Origin of the sequence: Streptomyces sp. NPDC047982, assembly GCF_043204165.1 — a bacterium.
Lineage (GTDB): Bacteria > Actinomycetota > Actinomycetes > Streptomycetales > Streptomycetaceae > Streptomyces.
This window is the reverse complement of sequence record NZ_JBIDBS010000026.1, coordinates 1-19,609: the sequence shown is the minus strand read 5'-3', so window position 1 is coordinate 19,609 and position 19,609 is coordinate 1. Positions and strand designations below refer to the sequence as shown.

The 19,609-nt window shown below is 69.7% G+C and carries 15 protein-coding genes; 14 read left to right on the top strand and 1 reads right to left on the bottom strand.

From position 1 onward, the window contains the following. Positions 1-431: 431 nt before the first annotated feature. The 10 genes from ACGF2V_RS26995 (at position 432) to ACGF2V_RS26950 (ending at position 12,588) form a co-directional block, all read left to right on the top strand. Positions 432-2,084 carry a peptide ABC transporter substrate-binding protein gene (locus ACGF2V_RS26995; protein WP_362625428.1) on the top strand — a complete coding sequence of 551 codons (1,653 nt, stop codon included), beginning with the start codon at positions 432-434 and terminating at the stop codon, positions 2,082-2,084. Between the two features lie 168 nt (positions 2,085-2,252). After that, entirely contained in the window at positions 2,253-3,176 is a 924-nt protein-coding gene (locus ACGF2V_RS26990; RefSeq protein WP_362625430.1) for an ABC transporter permease, read from the top strand. Between the two features lie 31 nt (positions 3,177-3,207). Continuing rightward, entirely contained in the window at positions 3,208-4,131 is a 924-nt protein-coding gene (locus ACGF2V_RS26985) for an ABC transporter permease (RefSeq protein ID WP_362625432.1), read from the top strand. Between the two features lie 17 nt (positions 4,132-4,148). Beyond that, positions 4,149-5,204: an ABC transporter ATP-binding protein gene (locus tag ACGF2V_RS26980; protein ID WP_362625434.1), complete on the top strand. Its 1,056-nt coding sequence runs from the start codon at positions 4,149-4,151 to the stop codon at positions 5,202-5,204. Next, positions 5,197-6,348, top strand: a complete 1,152-nt coding sequence (locus ACGF2V_RS26975; RefSeq protein ID WP_362625436.1) for a dipeptide ABC transporter ATP-binding protein — start codon at positions 5,197-5,199, stop codon at positions 6,346-6,348. Before ACGF2V_RS26980 ends, ACGF2V_RS26975 begins: the two co-directional genes overlap by 8 nt. 468 nt (positions 6,349-6,816) lie before the next feature. Further along, entirely contained in the window at positions 6,817-8,442 is a 1,626-nt protein-coding gene (locus ACGF2V_RS26970; RefSeq protein ID WP_362709688.1) for an ABC transporter substrate-binding protein, read from the top strand. 112 nt (positions 8,443-8,554) lie between these two features. Continuing rightward, positions 8,555-9,478, top strand: coding sequence for an ABC transporter permease (locus tag ACGF2V_RS26965; RefSeq protein WP_362625440.1), 924 nt, complete (start codon positions 8,555-8,557; stop codon positions 9,476-9,478). 14 nt (positions 9,479-9,492) lie between these two features. After that, positions 9,493-10,470, top strand: coding sequence for an ABC transporter permease (locus tag ACGF2V_RS26960; protein ID WP_362625442.1), 978 nt, complete (start codon positions 9,493-9,495; stop codon positions 10,468-10,470). A gap of 11 nt (positions 10,471-10,481) precedes the next feature. After that, the gene (locus ACGF2V_RS26955; protein WP_362625444.1) at positions 10,482-11,459 is read left to right on the top strand and encodes an ABC transporter ATP-binding protein; all 978 of its coding nucleotides are present in this window, start codon (positions 10,482-10,484) and stop codon (positions 11,457-11,459) included. Beyond that, the gene (locus tag ACGF2V_RS26950) at positions 11,449-12,588 is read left to right on the top strand and encodes a dipeptide ABC transporter ATP-binding protein (RefSeq protein ID WP_362625446.1); all 1,140 of its coding nucleotides are present in this window, start codon (positions 11,449-11,451) and stop codon (positions 12,586-12,588) included. The genes ACGF2V_RS26955 and ACGF2V_RS26950 overlap by 11 nt, the downstream gene beginning before the upstream one ends. A 301-nt stretch (positions 12,589-12,889) precedes the next feature. Here the strand turns inward: ACGF2V_RS26950 and ACGF2V_RS26945 are convergent, their stop codons facing one another. Continuing rightward, entirely contained in the window at positions 12,890-15,022 is a 2,133-nt protein-coding gene (locus ACGF2V_RS26945) for a prolyl oligopeptidase family serine peptidase (RefSeq protein ID WP_362625448.1), read from the bottom strand. A 231-nt stretch (positions 15,023-15,253) separates the two neighbouring features. Here ACGF2V_RS26945 and ACGF2V_RS26940 point away from each other — a divergent pair, with 231 nt between their 5' ends. From ACGF2V_RS26940 to ACGF2V_RS26925, 4 genes are all read left to right on the top strand, one after another. Next, a complete protein-coding gene (locus ACGF2V_RS26940; RefSeq protein ID WP_073781780.1) occupies positions 15,254-15,448 on the top strand; it encodes a hypothetical protein in 195 nt (64 codons plus the stop codon). A 221-nt stretch (positions 15,449-15,669) separates the two neighbouring features. Further along, a complete protein-coding gene (gene mshB, locus ACGF2V_RS26935; RefSeq protein WP_362709691.1) occupies positions 15,670-16,680 on the top strand; it encodes an N-acetyl-1-D-myo-inositol-2-amino-2-deoxy-alpha-D-glucopyranoside deacetylase in 1,011 nt (336 codons plus the stop codon). Beyond that, on the top strand, positions 16,677-17,120 hold the full coding sequence (locus ACGF2V_RS26930; protein ID WP_362625452.1) for a DUF6113 family protein: 444 nt from the start codon (positions 16,677-16,679) through the stop codon (positions 17,118-17,120). The genes mshB and ACGF2V_RS26930 overlap by 4 nt, the downstream gene beginning before the upstream one ends. Before the next feature lie 174 nt (positions 17,121-17,294). Then, a complete protein-coding gene (locus ACGF2V_RS26925) occupies positions 17,295-19,286 on the top strand; it encodes a hypothetical protein (RefSeq protein ID WP_362709693.1) in 1,992 nt (663 codons plus the stop codon). Positions 19,287-19,609 lie beyond the last annotated feature (323 nt).

Sequence of the window (19,609 nt, the reverse complement as noted above, 5' to 3'; positions counted from 1 at the left end):
TTCCGTCCGCCCCGGCGACGTGGCGGACCGGGCTTCCGGCGCCTCGCCGTTGGCGTCCGCGCGGCCGGCGGGGCGCAATCCTCTACGAACATTCAACCCGTTTTCATCGATCGGATGTCCGGTTATCGGGCGTCGCTCTCCGGAACATGCATTAACGGTCCGTTTCGGGGGTGTCTGTCTAGGATCGCTTTGTCCGTATTTCGGGTCTACGCGTGCGGTTGATGTTGCCAAAACGAGACCCTTTAGGTGTGGTTTACGGCTCAGCCGTCCTTGATAGTTGGCTCGATGAGCTCGGGTCAATGGGTCACGCACTGTGGGGAGTGCCGACTCACGAGCACACTCGGGGCACTGAACGATCGCCGTCAGGGGTGTCGGTGTATCACTCCAGTGCCCTTCTTGTAGTCAAAAGTGGACTCATGAGGAGGAAACCCATGCGTGGTGCCAAGAGCGCCAAGTGGGTCGCGGGAGCGGCAATCATCGCCCTGTCCGCGACCGCCTGCGGCGGCGGGGACGGCGACAAGAATGAGAGCGCCGGTAAGGGGGGCAATGGCGGCACGTTCCGGCTCGGCATCACCGAGCCCGTTTCCATCGACCCGGTGAACGCCCAGGAATCCGAGGGCATGCTCGTCACCCGGGCCATCTTCACCCAGCTGTACGACGTGGCCACGGACGGCAAGCTCATCCCGAAGCTCGCTGAGTCCGCCACGACCGAGGACGGCAAGACCTGGACGTTCAAGGTCAAGGCCGGCACGAAGTTCACCAACGGTGAGACCGTCGACGCCGAGTCGTTCATCCGCGGCTGGACTCGTGTCGCCGCCAAGGCGTCGGCCTCCGACGTCTCGTACCACATGGCCGGCATCAAGGGCTACGAGGACCTCAAGGGCGGCAAGACGGACAAGTTCGCCGGTCTGTCCGCTCCGGACGCCAACACCATCAAGGTCGAACTGTCCGAGGTCGACTACGAGTTCGACAAGAAGACCGCCCACGCGGCCTTCAGCCCGGTCCCGAAGGTCGCCGGCGCCGGTGACAACAAGAAGTACAACAACTCCCCGATCGGCAACGGCCCCTTCAAGATGGAGGGCAACTGGGAGCACAACAAGTCGATCACCCTCGCCCGTAACGACGACTACGGCCTGAAGAAGGCCAAGCTGGACAAGGTCGAGCTCAAGATCCTCAACCCGAGCAACAGCTCCCAGCTCGAGTACACGGGTTTCCAGTCGGGTCAGTTCGACTTCGCCCGTATGCCCACGCCGCAGCTCTCGGTCGCCAAGGCCAAGTACGAGCCGCAGGGCCAGTGGTACTCGGCCGAGTTCTCCGGCATCAACTACCTGGTCGCGTTCAGCAAGAACAAGCCGCTGAACAACGCCGACGCGCGCAAGGCGATCTCGTACGCGATCGACCGCGAGGCCATCGCCAAGTCCGTCTTCCAGGGCATGCAGAAGCCGGCCACCGCGTTCCTGCCGCCGTCCTTCGCCGACACCTACAAGGCCGATGTCTGCACCTCCTGCATCAAGCAGGACAAGGCGAAGGCCAAGGAGCACGCCAAGAAGGGCGGCCTGAAGCCGGGCAGCACCATCAACTTCGGCTACAACACCGGTGCCGGCCACGAGGAGTGGGTCCAGGCCGTCGCGGCGCAGCTGAAGGAGGTCCTCGGCCTCAACGTCAAGCTGGACGGCAAGCCGTTCAAGGAGGCCCTGGCCGCGCAGCAGGAGAAGTCCGCCAATGGTCTGTGGCGTTCGGCGTGGACCGCCGACTACCCGACCGCGGACAACTTCCTCGCCCCGCTGCTGAGCACCGACGGCATTGGTGAGGACCCGTCGACCGGCAAGGCGCAGGGCGACAACCGCGGCCGCTACTCGAACCCCAAGTTCGACAAGCTGCTCGACCAGGCCCGTTCCGAGAAGGACGCCGCCAAGCGCGCCTCCCTGTACCAGCAGGCCGAGAAGATCGCGCTCGACGAGGACCAGGGCGTCATCCCGCTCTGGCAGCGTTCGCAGTACCGTCTGGTGAACACCAAGAAGTTCGGCAACTTCAAGATGAACTTCTTCGAGGACCCGGACCTCGCGGAGATCACGCTCAAGTAAGAGCCTTCTTCAGCAGGTAGGCGAAGGCCGTGGAGTCGGAGTAACTTCTTCGGCTTCCACGGCCTTCGCCCAGTACCGGGCGTACCCCCCTAGCGGCGCCCGGCAGCGGCCGCTCTCCCGATCGGATGATGCCGCCCATCCCCACGCTCAGTATGTGAAGGAGGCATCGTGGGCAGATATGTGATCCGCCGGCTCGGGCAGATGATCGTCGTCCTCTTCGGTGCGACCGTTGTTCTTTTCTGCTGTCTGTTCGTCCTGCCCGGTGACCCCGTGGGTTCGCTCGGTGGCGACAAGGCCCGCGACCCGGCCGTCGTGGCCGAGCTCCGGGAACGCTACGGACTCAACGACCCGCTGCCCGTCCAGTACGGGCACTTCGTCCAGAACCTGGCCAAGGGCGATCTCGGCGAGGACTACACCCAGCGCCGCCCGGTGACCGAGATCCTGAAGCCGAAGCTCGCGAACACCGCTGAACTGGCCATCGCGGCCATCGTCATCGACATCGCGATCGGGGTCTTCGCGGGTCTGATCGCCGCATTGTTCAGATATTCATTCTGGGACGTGTTGATCACACTGCTGACCACGTTGGCCGTCGGATTCCCATCCTTCATCATCGGTATGGTCCTGCAGAAGTTCTTCGTGGTGGACCTCCAGTGGTTCCCACTGATTTCCGACGGTTCCTTCAACTCCTTGGTCCTGCCCGCCTTCACCCTCGCGATCCTCGACGCGGCGCTGGTGGCGAGACTCATGCGCGGCACCATGCTGGAGGTGCTGCGGGCCGACTACGTGAAGACGGCCGTCGCCAAGGGCCTGCCCCGGCGCACGGTTCTCGTCAAGCACGTGATGCGCAACTCGATCATCCCGGTCGTCACCTACCTGGGCATCTCCTTCGGCAGCCTGCTCGGTGGTGCGCTCATCACCGAGGCGATCTTCAACTGGGACGGCATCGGGCTCGCCCTGGTGCAGGCGGTCCAGCAGCAGAACAACCCGATCATCATCGGCGTGGTGACCTTCGGCGTCGCCGTGTTCGTCCTGCTCAACCTGATCGTCGACCTCTTGTACGCGGTCCTCGACCCGCGCATCCGTCTCGCCTGATCCCAGGCAGCCCGTTCTAGGAGTCACACCCATGACTGAGCTCACCAAGAGCACAGCGGAGGCGGGGACCGCTCAGAAGGCGGCCGCTCCGGCCGAGGCCGAGCCGGCGATCGCCCGCGTCACCCAGTGGGGCGAGATCCGCCACCGCTTCCTGGCCAACAAGCTGGCCGTGGTCGGCCTGGTGCTGGTCGTCCTGCTGTTCACGACCGCCGCGCTGGCGCCGCTGCTGGCGCCGTACGACCCGCTGGCGCAGGACCTCGAAAACACCCTCCAGCCGCCGGGCGGCGATCACCTGCTCGGCACCGACGCGCTCGGCCGCGACCAGTTGTCGCGCATCATCTACGGCGCCCGCATCGCCGTCATCATCGGTCTCGCCTCGATCTTCCTGGCCTGCCTCATCGGCATCATCATCGGTTCCCTCGCCGGGTACTTCGGCAAGGCCACCGACTCGGTGCTCATGCGCATCGCGGACGTCTTCTTCGCCTTCCCGCTGCTGATCGGTGCCATCGTCATCATCATCGCGATGGGCCGCGGCGTCGCCCCGGTGATCATCTCGCTGGCGGTCTTCTCCTGGCCGACCGTCTCCCGACTGCTGCGCAGCTCGATCCTGTCGGTGCGCGAGGCGGACTACGTGCTCGCCGCCCGCGCGCTGGGCGCCAGCACCTCGCGGATCATCATCCGGCACATCATTCCCAACTCCATCGCCGCCGTGATGGCGTACGCCGCCTTCAGCGTCGGCAGCGCGATCGTGGCCGAGGCCGCACTGTCCTTCCTGGGCGTCGGCGTCAGCCCCGAGGTCGCGGAGTGGGGCAACATGCTGTCGGCCGCCAAGGACTTCCTTGGTGTGAAGGACTACCTGTGGGTGTATCCCTCCATCGCGATCGTCCTGACCGTCCTTGGTTTCGTTTTCGTCGGCGACGGGCTGCGCGACGCCCTTGACCCGAAGCTGCGCTGAGAGGGCGGCACCACGACATGACTACTTCACACGTCACCGCACAGACGCCGGACCGGCGCTCCGGCGACGCCGACGCTCCTGTTCTCGAAGTGCGCGACCTGCACGTCGAGTTCAAGACCCGCGAAGGCATCGTCAAGGCCGTCAACGGCGTCAACTACAGCGTCCGTGCCGGTGAGACGCTCGCCGTGCTCGGCGAGTCCGGCTCCGGCAAGTCCGTGACCGCGCAGGCGATCATGGGCATCCTCGACTCGCCCCCCGGACGCGTCGCCAAGGGCGAGATCCTCTTCCAGGGGCAGGACATCCTCCAGCTCCCGGAGAACGAGCGGCGCAAGCTGCGCGGCCCGAAGATGGCGATGATCTTCCAGGACGCGCTCTCCGCGCTGAACCCGGTCTACTCGGTCGGCAACCAGCTCGGCGAGATGTTCCGGGTCCACCAGGGCATGTCCAAGAAGGACGCCAAGGCCAAGGCCATCGAGCTGATGGACCGGGTGAAGATCCCGGCCGCCAAGAGCCGGGTGGGCGACTACCCGCACCAGTTCTCCGGCGGTATGCGCCAGCGCATCATGATCGCCATGGCGCTGTCCCTGGAGCCCGACCTGATCATCGCGGACGAGCCCACCACGGCGCTCGACGTGACGGTGCAGGCGCAGGTCATGGACCTGCTGGCGGAGCTCCAGCGCGAGTACAACATGGGCCTGATCCTGATCACCCACGACCTCGGTGTGGTCGCCGACGTCGCGGACAAGATCGCGGTCATGTACGCGGGCCGGATCGTCGAGCAGTCCCCGATCCACGAGCTGTACAAGCGCCCCGCGCACCCGTACACCCGCGGCCTGCTCGACTCGATCCCGCGCCTGGACCAGAAGGGCCACGAGCTCTTCGCGATCAAGGGCCTGCCGCCCAACCTGCTGAAGGCGCCGTCCGGTTGCGCCTTCAACCCGCGCTGCCCCAAGGCGCAGGACATCTGCCGCACCGATGTCCCGGCCCTGCTGCCGGTGACCGAGGCGGACGGCACCGAGCTGGTCGGCCGCAGCAGCGCCTGCCACTTCTGGAAGGAGCAGATCCATGGCTGAGGACAGCAAGAAGACCGACGCCGTGGACGCCACCCCCAACGTCACCGAGGTGGACACGGCCGACGTCGCCACGGAGGCGGAGGCGGTCGCCGCCCTCGACGCCAAGGTGGACCGGGGCGAGCCCATCCTCCAGGTGCGCAACCTGGTCAAGCACTTCCCGCTGACCCAGGGCATCCTGTTCAAGAAGCAGATCGGCGCGGTCAAGGCGGTCGACGGCATCTCGTTCGACCTGTACCAGGGCGAGACGCTCGGCATCGTGGGCGAGTCCGGCTGCGGAAAGTCCACGGTCGCCAAGCTCCTGATGCTCCTGGAGACCGCCACCTCCGGCGAGATCTTCTACAAGGGCCAGGACATCACCAAGCTGTCCGGCAAGGCGCTCAAGGCCGTCCGCCGGAACATCCAGATGGTGTTCCAGGACCCGTACACCTCGCTGAACCCCCGTATGACGGTGGGCGACATCATCGGCGAGACGTACGAGATCCACCCCGAGGTGGCGCCGAAGGGCGAGCGCCGCCGCAAGGTCCAGGAACTCCTGGACGTGGTGGGCCTGAACCCGGAGTACATCAACCGCTACCCGCACCAGTTCTCCGGCGGTCAGCGCCAGCGCATCGGCATCGCCCGCGGTCTCGCGCTCAACCCGGAGATCATCATCTGCGACGAGCCGGTCTCCGCGCTCGACGTGTCGGTGCAGGCGCAGGTCATCAACCTGATGGAGAAGCTCCAGGACGAGTTCAACCTCTCCTACCTCTTCATCGCGCACGACCTGTCGATCGTCCGGCACATCTCCGACCGCGTCGGTGTGATGTACCTGGGCAGGATGGCCGAGATCGGCACGGACGAGCAGATCTACGACCACCCGACGCACCCGTACACGCAGGCGCTGCTGTCGGCGGTGCCGGTGCCGGACCCGGAGGCCCGCGAGAACCGCGAGCGGATCATCCTCACCGGCGACGTGCCGTCCCCGGCGAACCCGCCGTCCGGCTGCCGCTTCCGCACCCGCTGCTGGAAGGCGCAGGACAAGTGCGCCACGGAGACGCCGCTGCTGGCGGTGCCCGAGCGCTTCAAGACGTCGCAGTCGCCGGCCGCGCACGAGTCGGCCTGCCACTTCGCCGAGGAGAAGGACGTCGTCGGCGCGGCTTCGTGATCCGGCGCGTGCCACGGCACGCATGACACGGCACGTCGTACGACACGGACGGCCCGGAACCCCCGAGGTTCCGGGCCGTCCGTCGTGTCCGGCCCCCTCCCGGCCGTCGGCGCGGGGTCCGGCACGCCGCCCGCCCTGCTCGCCCGACGCGGCGTCAACCCACCCGGCGACCAGCCCACTTGCACCGACGCGCCGTCGGCGGTCGGCCCGCTCTGGCGCACGGAGCGCCGATCGGTGACGCGCCCCGGCCCGCGGGCGCCTCGGCCGGAGGTCTCCCGCCCGGCGTCGGGTCGTCAGATCGCCGTCCAGGGCCGCCCCCAGCCCCGTCGGACAGGTGATGGGTGCACACGTACGGCCGCGGACAAGGTGCGTGAGCCGTGAGGAGGGGTCATATTCGGCTAGAAGTGACACCGGGTGAGACATCGGTGACACGGAGCGATGTGAGTGGGTACGAGGAGGAGGCACTCCATGCGCGGAGCCACACGGGCCGGATGGATCGCCTGCGCGACGGTCGTCGCCCTGACGGCGACGGCGTGCTCAGGCGGCGAGGAGCTCCGCGGTGGTCCCGACGGGATCGTGAGGTCCTCCTGGGGCGACCCGCAGAACCCGCTGGAGCCGGCGAACACCAACGAGGTGCAGGGCGGCAAGGTCCTCGACATGATCTTCCGGGGGCTCAAGCGCTACGACCCGACGACCGGCGCGGCCACGAACATGCTCGCCGAGCGGATCGAGACCAGGGACAACCAGAACTTCACGATCACCGTGAAGGACGGCTGGACGTTCAGCAACGGCGAGAAGGTCACATCGAGGTCCTTCGTCGACGCCTGGAACTACGGCGCCCTGCTGAAGAACAACCAGAAGAACGCCTACTTCTTCGGCTACATCGACGGATACGCCAAGGTCCACCCCGCCGCAGGCCCCGCCACCGCGAAGAAGCTCTCCGGCCTCGGGGTCGTCGACGACCGGACGTTCACGGTCAGGCTGTCGCAGAAGTTCTCCCTCTGGCCCGACACCCTCGGCTACCCCGCCTTCGCCCCGCTGCCCCGGGCCTTCTTCACCGACCACGCCGGCTGGCTGGCCAAGCCCGTCGGCAACGGCCCGTACACGGTCGACTCGTACACCCAGGGCGCCGCCATGAGCCTGCGCAGATGGGACGCGTATCCCGGCCCCGACAGGGCACGCAACGGCGGCATCGACCTCCAGGTCTACACCGACAGCAACACCGCCTACACCGACCTGATGGCCGGGAACCTCGACCTCGTCGACGACGTGCCCGCCGCGCAGCTGAAGAACGTCGAGGCGGACCTCGGCCCCCGCTACATCAACACCCCCGCCGGTATCATCCAGACCCTCGCCTTCCCGTTCTACGACAGGAAGTGGGCGACCCCGGGCGCCGCCAAGGTCCGCCAGGGCCTGTCCATGGCCATCAACCGCGAGCAGATCACCCACCAGATCTTCCGGGGGACCCGCACCCCCGCCTCCGACTGGACCTCCCCGGTCCTCGGCGCGGAGGGCGGCTTCAAGGAGGGGCTGTGCGGCGCGCCCTGCGCGTTCGACGCGGCCCGGGCCAAGAAGCTGATCCAGGAGGGCGGCGGCATCCCCGGAGGCCGGCTCACGATCTCGTACAACGCGGACACCGGGTCCCACAAGGAATGGGTGGACGCCGTCTGCAACAGCATCAACCGGGTGATGGGCGACAACAAGGCGTGCGTCGGCGACCCGGTCGGCACGTTCGCCGACTTCCGCGGTCAGGTGGCCGGGCAGAGGCTCACCGGCGCCTGGCGGGCGGGCTGGCAGATGGACTACCCGCTGATCCAGAACTTCCTCCAGCCGCTGTACTACACCGACGCCTCGTCCAACGACGGCAGGTGGAGCAGCAAGAAGTTCGACGGCCTGGTCGACCGGGCCAACGCCGAGTCCGACCGGGCCAGGGCCGTCTCGACGTTCCAGGACGCCGAGAAGGTCCTGGCCGAGCAGATGCCCGTCATCCCGCTCTGGTACCAGAACGGCAGCGCGGGCTACTCGGACCGGGTGGGCGACGTGTCGCTGAACCAGTTCAGCGTCCCGGTGTACGAGCGGATCCGGGTCAGGTGACCCGCCGCGACCGGCACCCCGCCGAACACCGCCCCCGGCCCACCGGGCCCTGGCAGCCCCGGCCTTCCGGGCCCCGCCGGCCCCGCCGACCCTGCGATCCCGGGGAGCCCGCATGGGGCGTTATGTGATCCGACGGCTGCTGCAGATGGTCCCGGTCTTCTTCGGCACCACGCTGCTGATCTTCCTCATGGTGAACGTGATGGGCGACCCCGTCGCGGGCCTCTGCGGCGAGCGCCGGTGCGACCCGGCGACCGCCGCCCGGCTCCGTTCGGAACTCGGCCTCGACAAACCGGTGTGGCAGCAGTACGCGACGTACATGGGCCATGTCTTCACCGGCGACTTCGGCACCGCGTTCAACGGACAGAAGGTCACCGAGCTGATGGGCAGCGCCTTCCCCGTCACGATCCGGCTCGCCGTCGTCGCGATCGCCTTCGAGATCGTCATCGGCATCGGCCTGGGCGTCGTCACCGGACTGCGCCGCGGACGCCCCGTCGACACCACCTTCCTCGTCCTGACCCTGGTCGTCATCTCCGTCCCGACGTTCGTCACCGGCCTGCTGCTGCAGCTCCTCCTCGGCGTCCAGTGGGGCGTCGTCAAGCCCTCCGTCCCGCCGGGGGCGCCCGTCGACGCGCTCATCGTCCCCGGGCTCGTCCTCGCCTCGGTCTCGCTGGCGTACGTCACCCGGCTCACCCGGACCTCGATCGTGGAGAACGCCCGCGCCGACTACGTCCGTACCGCCGTCGCCAAGGGGCTCCCCGGGCGCCGCGTCGTCGTCCGGCACCTGCTGCGCAACTCGCTGATCCCCGTCGTCACGTTCATCGGCACGGACATCGGCGCCCTCATGGGCGGGGCGATCGTCACCGAGCGGATCTTCAACGTCCACGGCGTCGGCTACCAGCTCTACCAGGGCATCCTGCGCCAGAACTCCCAGACCGTCGTCGGTTTCGTCACCGTCCTGGTCCTCGTCTTCCTGACGGCCAACCTGCTGGTCGACCTGCTGTACGCCGTCCTCGACCCGAGGATCCGCTATGCCTGAGCGAAGGATCCGCCATGCCTGAGCGGCAGACACCGGACGAGGCGATCTCACCGGGCGGGGCGGGCGGTGCGACGGGTCTCGCCCTGGAGGAGGGCGCGACCCTCGAAAAGGCACCCGGCGGCCCCCGGGGCAGGGGCCCCGCCGGGAAACCGCGCAGCCTGTGGTCCGACGCCCGGCGGGACCTGTGCCGCAACCCGCTCTTCCTCGTCTCCGCCCTGATCATCCTCTTCCTGGTGGTCATCTCCGTGTGGCCGTCCCTGATCACCGGCCAGGACCCCCTCGACTGCGACCTCGCCAGGGCCCAGGACGGCCCCCGCCCCGGGCACCCCTTCGGCTTCGACGGACAGGGCTGCGACGTCTACACCCGTACCGTTCACGGAGCCAGGAACTCGGTGACCGTCGGCATCTGCGCCACCCTCGGCGTCGCCCTGCTCGGCGGGCTCCTCGGCGGTCTGGCCGGATACTTCGGAGGCTGGGGCGACGCCGTCCTCTCCCGCGTCACCGACGTCTTCTTCGGCATCCCGGTGGTCCTCGGCGGCCTGGTCCTCCTCTCCGTCGTCACCAGCTCCACCGTCTGGCCGGTGATCGGCTTCATCGTGCTGCTGGGCTGGCCGCAGATCGCCCGCATCGCCCGGGGCGCCGTGATCACCACCAAGCAGAACGACTACGTGCAGGCGGCCCGGGCGCTCGGCGCCTCCCACGCCCGCATGCTGCTGCGCCACATCGCCCCCAACGCCGTCGCCCCGGTGATCGTCGTCGCGACCATCGCGCTCGGCACGTACATCGCGCTGGAGGCGACCCTGTCGTTCCTCGGCGTCGGGCTCAGACCGCCCGCCGTCTCCTGGGGCATCGACCTCTCCGCCGCCTCCCCGTACATCCGCAACGCCCCGCACATGCTGCTCTGGCCCGCCGGGGCCCTCGCGGTCACGGTGCTCGCCTTCATCATGCTCGGCGACGCGGTACGCGACGCCCTCGACCCCAGGCTGCGCTGAGGAGCCCCGCCATGCTGCTCGAAGTGCGCGACCTGTACGTGGAGTTCCACACCCGCGACGGCGTCGCCAAAGCCGTCAACGGAGTCAGCTACGCCGTGGACGAGGGCGAGACACTGGCCGTCCTCGGCGAGTCCGGTTCCGGCAAGTCCGTCACCGCACAGGCCGTCATGGGCATCCTCGACACGCCCCCGGGACGGATCGGCGGCGGCGAGATCCTCTTCAAGGGCCGCGACCTGCTGAGGATGGGCAAGGAGGAGCGCAGGAGGATCCGCGGCCAGGAGATGGCGATGATCTTCCAGGACGCGCTCTCCTCCCTCAACCCCGTGCTCAGCGTGGGGGAACAGCTCGGTGAGATGTTCGTCGTCCACCGGGGGATGTCCCGCAAGGACGCCCGGGCGAAGGCCGTCGAGCTGATGGACCGGGTCCGCATCCCGGCGGCGCGGCAGCGCGTCCGCGACTATCCGCACCAGTTCTCCGGCGGCATGCGCCAGCGCATCATGATCGCCATGGCGCTGTCCCTGGAGCCCGACCTGATCATCGCGGACGAGCCCACCACGGCGCTCGACGTGACGGTGCAGGCGCAGGTCATGGACCTGCTGGCGGAGCTCCAGCGCGAGTACGACATGGGCCTGATCCTGATCACCCACGACCTCGGTGTGGTCGCCGACGTCGCGGACAGCATCGCCGTGATGTACGCGGGCCGGATCGTCGAATCGGCCCCCGTGCACGACATCTACCGGGCCCCGGCCCACCCGTACACCAAGGGCCTGCTCAGGTCGATCCCGCGCCTGGACCGCAAGGGCCGGGAACTGTACGCGATCAAGGGCCTGCCGCCCAGCCTGCTGCGCGTCCCGCCCGGCTGCGCCTTCCACCCGCGCTGCCCGCTGGCCAGGGACGTCTGCCGGGGCGAGGTGCCACCGCTGTTCGAGGTGGCCGAGCACCGTGCGAGCGCCTGCTACTTCTGGCGGGAGGCGCTCGATGAGCGGTGAACGCCCGGCACGCGCCGACCGGGGCGGCACCGGCGAATCCGGAGGCACCCGCGGTGAACCGATCCTTCAGGTCCGTGGCCTGGTCAAGCACTATCCGCTGACCCGGGGCGTCCTGTTCAAGAAGCAGATCGGCGCGGTCAAGGCGGTCGACGGGGTCTCCTTCGACCTGGCGGCGGGCGAGACGCTCGGCATCGTGGGGGAGTCGGGCTGCGGCAAGTCGACCGTGGCCCGGATGCTGGTCCACCTGGAGCGGCCGACGGCCGGTGCGATCAGGTACAAGGGCGAGGACATCACCAGACTGTCGGGGCGTGCCCTGAAGGCGGTGCGCCGGAACATCCAGATGGTGTTCCAGGACCCGTACACCTCGCTGAACCCGCGCATGACCGTGGGCGACATCATCGGGGAGCCGTACGAGATCCACCCCGAGGTGGCGCCGAAGGGCGAGCGCCGCCGCAGGGTGCGCGAGCTGCTGGACGTCGTCGGCCTGAATCCGGAGTACGTCAACCGCTACCCGCACCAGTTCTCCGGCGGTCAGCGCCAGCGCATCGGCATCGCCCGCGCTCTGGCCCTGAACCCGGAGATCATCGTCGCCGACGAGCCCGTCTCCGCCCTCGACGTCTCCGTCCAGGCACAGGTCGTCAACCTGCTGGACCGGCTCCAGAGGGAGTTCGCGCTGAGCTACGTCTTCATCGCGCACGACCTGTCGGTCGTCCGGCACATCTCCGACCGGGTGGGCGTGATGTACCTGGGCCGGATCGTGGAGAGCGGCACCGACGCGCAGATCTACGACCACCCCACGCACCCGTACACCCAGGCGCTGCTGTCCGCCGTGCCGGTGCCCGACCCGACGGTGCGCGCGCACCGCGAGCGGATCATCCTGCACGGCGACGTTCCCTCGCCCGCCGATCCGCCTTCCGGCTGCCCTTTTCGGACCCGATGCTGGAAGGCGCGGGAGCGGTGCGCGCGGGAGGTGCCGCCGCTGGCGGTCCCGGAGGTCTTCCGGGGGACCGGCGGCCCGGCGGAGCACGATTCGGCCTGCCACTTCGCGGAGGAGAAGCGGGTGGTGGAGCCGGGCGGACCGGGCGGAGGGGGCGGGGCGCCGCCTTCCGGGAGCGGCCGGACGCGCTGACCGCGAGACGACCGGCCGGGAACGGGGGCGGTGGCCGGGGGCGGTGGCCGGGGGCGGTGGCCGGGGCCCTGCCCCTTCGGGCCACCCCCCCGCCCGACCAGCCGCCTGCGCATCAGCCGCCGCCACCGCCGTCCCAGCCGCCGCCGGGCTGGTGACGATCCGGTGCAACGTCGAAGGACGCCCGGTGAGGCGCCGGTGAAATATCGGAGGTGGGCCGGTGAAGTGTCGAAGGTCGTCCGGTGAGGGCCCGGTGAAGAGCGGAACGGCCGCCGGGCACCCCGCCGGGGTGCCCCGGCCCGGCTCAGCCCCGCAGCCCCAACGACCGCTTCAGGAAGTCCACCTGGAGCAGGAGCAGGTTCTCCGCCACCTGCTCCTGCGGCGTCATGTGCGTCACCCCGCTGAGCGGCAGCACCTCGTGCGGGCGCCCCGCCGCCAGCAGTGCCGACGACAGCCTGAGCGAGTGCGCGACCACCACGTTGTCGTCCGCCAGACCGTGGACGATCATCATCGGACGCGCCTGCTCCGCCGCCTCCGAGAGCCCGTCGTCCGTCAGCAGCGAGGTGTGCGCGTACACCTCCGGCTGCTCGGCGGGGTCACCGAGGTAACGCTCGGTGTAGTGGGTGTCGTACAGCCGCAGGTCGGTCACGGGCGCGCCCACCACCGCCGCGTGGAAGACGTCCGGCCGCCGCAGCACCGCGAGCGCCGACAGATATCCGCCGAACGACCAGCCGCGGATCGCCACCTTGTCGAGGTCCAGGGGGTGATTTTCGGCCAATGCGTGCAGCGCCTCGACCTGGTCGTCCAGGGCGAGGGCGAGGTTGTCCTTGACGGCCTTCTCCCAGGCCGGTGAACGGCCGGGGGTGCCCCTGCCGTCCGCGACGACCACGGCAAAGCCCTGGTCGGCGAACCACTGCGAGGTCAGATGGGGATGGTGCGCGGCGAGCACCCGGCGGGCGTGCGGTCCGCCGTACGGATCCATCAGTACTGGAAGCGGACCATCCGATTCCTTGTAGTCCCGGGGGAGCAGCACGGCGCACGGAATCCGCCGTGCGCCCCCCTCGGTGAGCCGCACCCGCGGCGAAAGCACCGGTTCCTGGGCGAAGTTCGCGATGGTGGCGATCCGCTTGCCGTCGCGGAGCACCTCGGTGCGCACCCCCGACCACTGGAGCGACTGCGAGGCCAGGACCGTCACCTCGCCCGCGCGGACGGCCGAATGGACCCCGGCCTCTTCGGAGATCCGCTCGACGCCCAGCTCGTTGACCCGGTACACGTGGGTCTCGCCGATCTCCGGTTCCGCGGCCTCCTCGCCCGCCGACGCCGACACCAGAATGTCCGAATCGCCGATGTCCAGGATCGCCCGGAGCTGCAACTGGGGTCCGGTCAGCAGTCGGTCGCCGACCGCGAGCGCGCGCGCCCCGCCCTCGTCCGCGATCCGCACCAGCCGCCCGTCCGGCGCCCAGGCGGGCACTCCGGGAAAGATTTCCAGCCAAATCGGATCCTCGTCGACGTGCACCGTCCGCGTGGCGCCGGTCTCCGTGTCCACCGCGAGATGGAGCTGGCTGCGCTGGTCGCGGGCCTGCACCAGGAGCAGCGGAGCCCCCGCCGAGGACCAGTGCACCTGGGCGAGGTACGGGTACCGCGCGCGGTCCCAGGTCACTTCCGTACGGCCGCCGTCCAGGCCGGTCAAGAAGAGCCGTACCTCGGCGTTGGGCGTCCCCGCCGCCGGGTAGGCGACCTCGGCGGGCGTCCGGTCCGGGTGCGCGGGATCGGCGATCCACCACCGCCGCACGGGGCTGTCGTCGACCCGGGCGACCAGCAGCCGGTCCGAGTCCGGCGCCCACCAAAAGCCCCGCGAACGCTGCATCTCCTCGGCGGCGACGAACTCCGCCAGGCCGTACGTGACGTTCTCCGTCTCCGGTTCGGCCAGCGCCCGGTCCCCGTCGCCCTCGGCGCCCACGACGCGCAGCGCGCCCTTGGCCACGTACGCGATGTGCCGCCCGTCCGGCGAGGGCCGCGGGTCGATCACCGGACCCGGCACCGGCAGTGCGCGCGCCGTGCCGGCCCGCAACTCCGCGACGTACACCTTCCCGGAGAGGGCGAAGGCGGCCAACTCGGCCGCAGCGTCGACCGCGTAGCCGACGATCCCCGAGGAGCCCTCGCGGCTCCGCTCGCGCCGGGCGCGCTCCTGGGCCGACAGCCGCTCCGCCGAACCCCCCAGCAGGGCCTCGGGGTCGGCGACGACCCGTTCCGTCGGAGTGCCGCTCTCGGGCAGGTCCAGCACCCACAGCCGGCCCGACCGGTCCGTGCCGGAACCTGACCGAAGAAAGACCACCCGCCTCCCGTCGGGTGAGATGGTGAACGCGCGCGGAACGCCCAGGCTGAAGCGCATGGTCCTGGCGTGCTGGCGAGGAAATGAGATCTGCTGCGAAGTCATGGCCCGAACCTAGTCCCCGATCCACTGCCCAGTCCCCGACCCAGTCCCGATCCAATCCCCGATCCAGTCCCCGATCCAGTCATGGATCCACCAGCCGTGCGCCCCTCGTGCTGCCGTGCCCCGATCAATGCGGTGGCACGGATAGTTATGATCCGTAGCGCTCGGTGGGTATGAACCTGCTGGCTCCATGTGTGCTGCCCGTCCCGACCGTACTGATGGAGGTGAACCGCCGTGGCACTCTCGATTTCGGCGGTGGTGCTGCTGGCGATCGTCGTCTTCCTGCTGATCCGGAAATCCGGACTGAAGGCCGGACATGCGGTGGTCTGCGCGCTGCTCGGTTTCTATCTCGCCAGCTCGTCGATCGCGCCCAGCATCGCGAACCTGACCACGAACGTGGCAGGGATGATCGGCAGTCTCAAGTTCTGAGGCACGGCCTCCGGAGCACTGCTTCCGGGGCACGGCATCCGATTCCGAGACACGACTTCTGAGGCACGGTTCCGAGACAGCGGCTTCCGAGTACGGCCCGTGAGGCACGGTTCGGCGGCGCGTCCCGGTTCGGCGGCACGGTGGTCCGACGACACAGCGGTCCGACGGTCATGCACAGGCGCGGTCGGCTCTCCAGGCGCTCGGCTCGTAGGGTGGTCCCCATGACGGACCACCCCGCCCGGCGCCTGCTTCTGGTGCACGCGCACCCCGACGACGAGTCGATCAACAACGGCGCCACCATGGCCAAGTACGTGGCCGAGGGCGCCCTGGTCACCCTGGTGACTTGCACACTCGGCGAGGAGGGCGAGATCATCCCGCCCGCTCTCGCTCATCTCGCGGCGGACCGGGACGACACCCTCGGTCCCCACCGCCGGGGCGAACTCGCCGCGGCCATGAAGGAGCTCGGCGTCACCGACCACCGCTTCCTCGGCGGCCCCGGCCGCTACCGCGACTCCGGGATGATGGGCGCCGAGCAGAACGACCGCCCCGGCTCCTTCTGGTCCGCGGACGTGGACGAGGCCGCGGCCCACCTCGTGGCGGTGATCCGCTCGGTGCGCCCGCAGGTCCTGGTCGCCTACGACCCCGAAGGCGGCTACGGGCACCCCGACCACATCCAGGCGCACCGTGTCGCGATGCGCGCGGCGGAGCTGGCCGCCGACCCCGCCCACGACCCCGCGACCGCCCCGCACACCCTCGCGAAGATCTACTGGAACCGGGTGCCGCGCCCGGTCATCGAGGAGGGCTTCGCGCGCCTGCGGGAGACGGCGCCGGACCTCTTCCCGGGCATCGCCGCCGTGGAGGACGTGCCGGGCGTGGTCGACGACGTCAGGATCACCGCGCGGATCGACGGCTCGGCCCACGCGGAAGCCAAACGCGCGGCGATGCGCGCCCACGCCACGCAGATCGTCGTGGACGGCGACTTCTTCGCTCTCTCCAACGATCTCGGTCAGCCCGTTCTCACCACCGAGTACTACGAGTTGGTGCGCGGCGTCTCCGGAGCCCCTCGGGGCGAGCGCGAGGACGACCTGTTCGCCGGCGTACCGGACGCGGAGACGGACGTACGCGCGGGAGCGGAATCGGACGCACGCGCGGACGCGGAATCGGACGTATACGCGGGCGTACGCGCCGAAGCGGGTGCGGGCGAGGGCGCGGAAACGGGAGCGGGACGATGAGCGACGGCAGGCAGCGCGCCGCACGCTCCGGGACTTCCCGGGACGTCCCGGCCACCGGACTGGCCGCGCCCCTCAACCCCGGCCGGATCGCCGTCTACGCGGGCCTCGCCGTCCTCGGCGCGCTTGTCGGGATCGCCGGTTCACTCGTCCAGGCGGCCTGGTTCCCCGGCGGGCTGCTGCTCGCTCTGGCGGCCTGTGCCGGGCTGTTCCACGGCGGGCGGCGCGTCTACGAGACCCAGCTCGGCGCCCTGGTACCCGCGGCGGGTTGGCTGGTTTCTATCGTGATTCTGCTCGGGGGGCGGCCGGAGGGCGACTATGTCTTCGGCGACGCGGTGGGGCTCGCCCTCTTCCTGCTGGGCGGGATGGTCATCGCCGTGATCTGTGCCACCATGTCGCGGTCGCCCCATCCGGGAGCCGACAGCGGCCGACCTGGCAAGTAATGTGCCACGGCCGACCCCGTAATGCCCTTGGCCCGTCAGGGGGCCATACGTCGTTTCCCCCGGTCGCGGGGGGTCTGTCGGCGTCGGCCAGTAAGGTGGTTCGCGCGCCGAGCCGTCCCCTGGCCCGCGGCAGGGGGGAAGTACGGGCGGCGGAGCCAATCGGGAGAACCTGCTTTGAGTCGTGAAACTGACAGTTCGTCCTCCGGGTCCCAGGGGCGCGGAGGAGCCGCGTACCCCTCGGGGACACCGCCGTACGGATCCCGCCAGTATCCGTCGCCGCACCCCTCGCAGGACGCCCAGGACGGGGCCCCGGAGCCCGCGGACCGGAAGCGGGCGGAGGAGCCGCGGACGGAGACCACGCTGACGACGCGTATCCGGATCAACATTCCGGGCTCGCGCCCCATCCCGCCCGTCGTGATGCGCACGCCCGTGAACGACGGCGACGCCGCCGACATGGAGCGCACGAGCAGCATCCCGCGCCCCGCTTCGCCCACGCCGGACGCCGTGCCCGACACGGACGCGACGTCCGCCACCGCGCCCTCGGAACCGGCAACCGAGAAGCCGGCCAGGGAGAAGAGCGGCAGCGACTGGTTCGCCCCGCGCAAGCCGCCCACGAACACCTCCGTCACCGGCCCGAAGCCCCCGGTCGCCGGTGGCGCGCCCGGCGCCCCGACGGGTGGCGCGGACGCCCGCGAGGCGGCAGCGCCCGACCTGCCCCGTGTCGATCCGCCGTACTTCTCGGACGGTCCGCAGCACACGGCCACCCCGGAGGGCCCCCGCCCGGGCGGCAGCGCCCTCGACGAGTTCGGTGTCCGGGCTCCCCAAGGCCCGGCGGCGGGCCCGGTCGGCCTCACCGTAAGCCCGGTCGGCGGCGCCACGCCCCTGACCCCGAACATCGGCACGGGCGGCGGCGAGGTACCGCGGCTGTCCGACGACACGGCGGAGCTGACGCCGCAGTTCGCCGCCGCGGCGCGTACCGGCTCCGACGGCAACGTCTCTGGTGACACGCTCACCAGCGGCATCCCGGTCATCACGCCGGAGCCGCGTCCGGCCTCCCCGTTCCCGACCGCGGGCGGCCTCGCCGCCCGGCGCGCCGACGCGGCGCCCCGGGTCGAGGACGGGGCGATGGGCACAGGGCCGCTGGGCTCGGACGGCCCCGCCGCCCCGACGCCCGTTCCCGCCGCCGTTCCCGCCCCGGCGTCCGGGCCCGCGAAGAAGAAGGGCCGTTCCAAGCTGGTGCTGCTCGGCGCGGGCGTCGTCGGTCTGGCCGCCGTCGCCTACGGCGCGGGGCTGCTGATGAACCACTCCGACGTCCCGAAGGGCACCACCGTCCTCGGTGTGGACATCGGCGGCGGCACGAAGGAGGAGGCCGTCGCGAAGCTGGACGCCGCCCTCGGCAAGCGCGCCGTGGCGCCCCTCCAGCTGTCCGTGGACGGCAAGAAGACCGAGCTCGTGCCGGACAAGGCCGGACTCGCCCTGGACAGCCAGGAGACCGTGCGCGCCGCCGCCGGCAGCGACTACAACCCGATGTCCGTCATCGGTTCCCTCTTCGGCCAGAAGCGCGTCGTCGACCCGGTGATCCCGGTCGACGAGGAGAAGCTGGGCGTCGCGCTGACCGACCTGGCGGGCGTCTCCGGCTCCGCGAGCGACGGCACGATCAAGTTCGAGCCCAACAAGGCCATCGCCGTACCCGGCAAGGCGGGCAAGGCACTGGACGTCAACCAGTCGATGATCTCGGTGCGCGACGCGTACCGGACGCAGGTGCAGACCGGCAAGGCGTCCACGGTCCAACTGCCTGTCACCACCCGCGAACCCACCATCACCAAGGCCGAACTGGACCGGGCGATGAAGGAGTTCGCGGAGCCCGCGATGTCCGGCCTGATCACGATCAAGGCAGGTCCGAAGCAGATCCAGTTCGGTCCCGCCAGGTCGCTGCCGCAGATCCTCTCGATGGTGCCGGTCGAAGGGAAACTGGTCCAGCACTACGACAAGAAGGCCATCGACACCCTGTGCGACGGCGTCTTCGACGGCATCATGATCACCAAGGGCGACGGGAAGAAGCACCAGTTGAACGCCGACGACGTGGCGGCGGCCATGCAGGGCGCGCTGCTCGGCAAGACCCCTGCCGAGCGGACCGCCACGATCAGCCTCGACGGCAACGGCTGACCGTCCGTCACCGGCAACCGTCCCGCAGGGGGAAGCCGCAAGGCCCAGTCGTAGGTAGGACGTCACGTCCTACCTGCACTGCTGGATCAACGCCGAGCCGTGACGCCAAGCCTCGCAGCGTGCTGTTCCGGCGATGCTCGGCCTCCAGCATGTACGGCGTCGGCTTCCTCGGCCGTCACGCTCCCTCCGTGGGCGTTCTGCCTGGGGGTGTTGTGGTACACGCCGTCATTCATCTGATTCCTCCGTGGATACTCCGCCCTTCAGGGCGGAGAGGAAACGGACTCCTGTGGAGCAGGGCAAGGGCTGCGATTCGCCGCCAGGGG

Coding starts and splice junctions, on each gene's coding strand:
- ACGF2V_RS26930 (WP_362625452.1), top strand. CDS start 16,677: ATGAGCGACGGCAGGCAGCGCGCCGCACGCTCCGGGACTTCCCGGGAC.
- ACGF2V_RS26960 (WP_362625442.1), top strand. CDS start 9,493: ATGCCTGAGCGGCAGACACCGGACGAGGCGATCTCACCGGGCGGGGCG.
- ACGF2V_RS26995 (WP_362625428.1), top strand. CDS start 432: ATGCGTGGTGCCAAGAGCGCCAAGTGGGTCGCGGGAGCGGCAATCATC.
- ACGF2V_RS26975 (WP_362625436.1), top strand. CDS start 5,197: ATGGCTGAGGACAGCAAGAAGACCGACGCCGTGGACGCCACCCCCAAC.
- ACGF2V_RS26980 (WP_362625434.1), top strand. CDS start 4,149: ATGACTACTTCACACGTCACCGCACAGACGCCGGACCGGCGCTCCGGC.
- ACGF2V_RS26965 (WP_362625440.1), top strand. CDS start 8,555: ATGGGGCGTTATGTGATCCGACGGCTGCTGCAGATGGTCCCGGTCTTC.
- ACGF2V_RS26945 (WP_362625448.1), bottom strand. CDS start 15,022: ATGACTTCGCAGCAGATCTCATTTCCTCGCCAGCACGCCAGGACCATG.
- ACGF2V_RS26970 (WP_362709688.1), top strand. CDS start 6,817: ATGCGCGGAGCCACACGGGCCGGATGGATCGCCTGCGCGACGGTCGTC.
- ACGF2V_RS26955 (WP_362625444.1), top strand. CDS start 10,482: ATGCTGCTCGAAGTGCGCGACCTGTACGTGGAGTTCCACACCCGCGAC.
- ACGF2V_RS26985 (WP_362625432.1), top strand. CDS start 3,208: ATGACTGAGCTCACCAAGAGCACAGCGGAGGCGGGGACCGCTCAGAAG.
- mshB (WP_362709691.1), top strand. CDS start 15,670: ATGACGGACCACCCCGCCCGGCGCCTGCTTCTGGTGCACGCGCACCCC.
- ACGF2V_RS26950 (WP_362625446.1), top strand. CDS start 11,449: ATGAGCGGTGAACGCCCGGCACGCGCCGACCGGGGCGGCACCGGCGAA.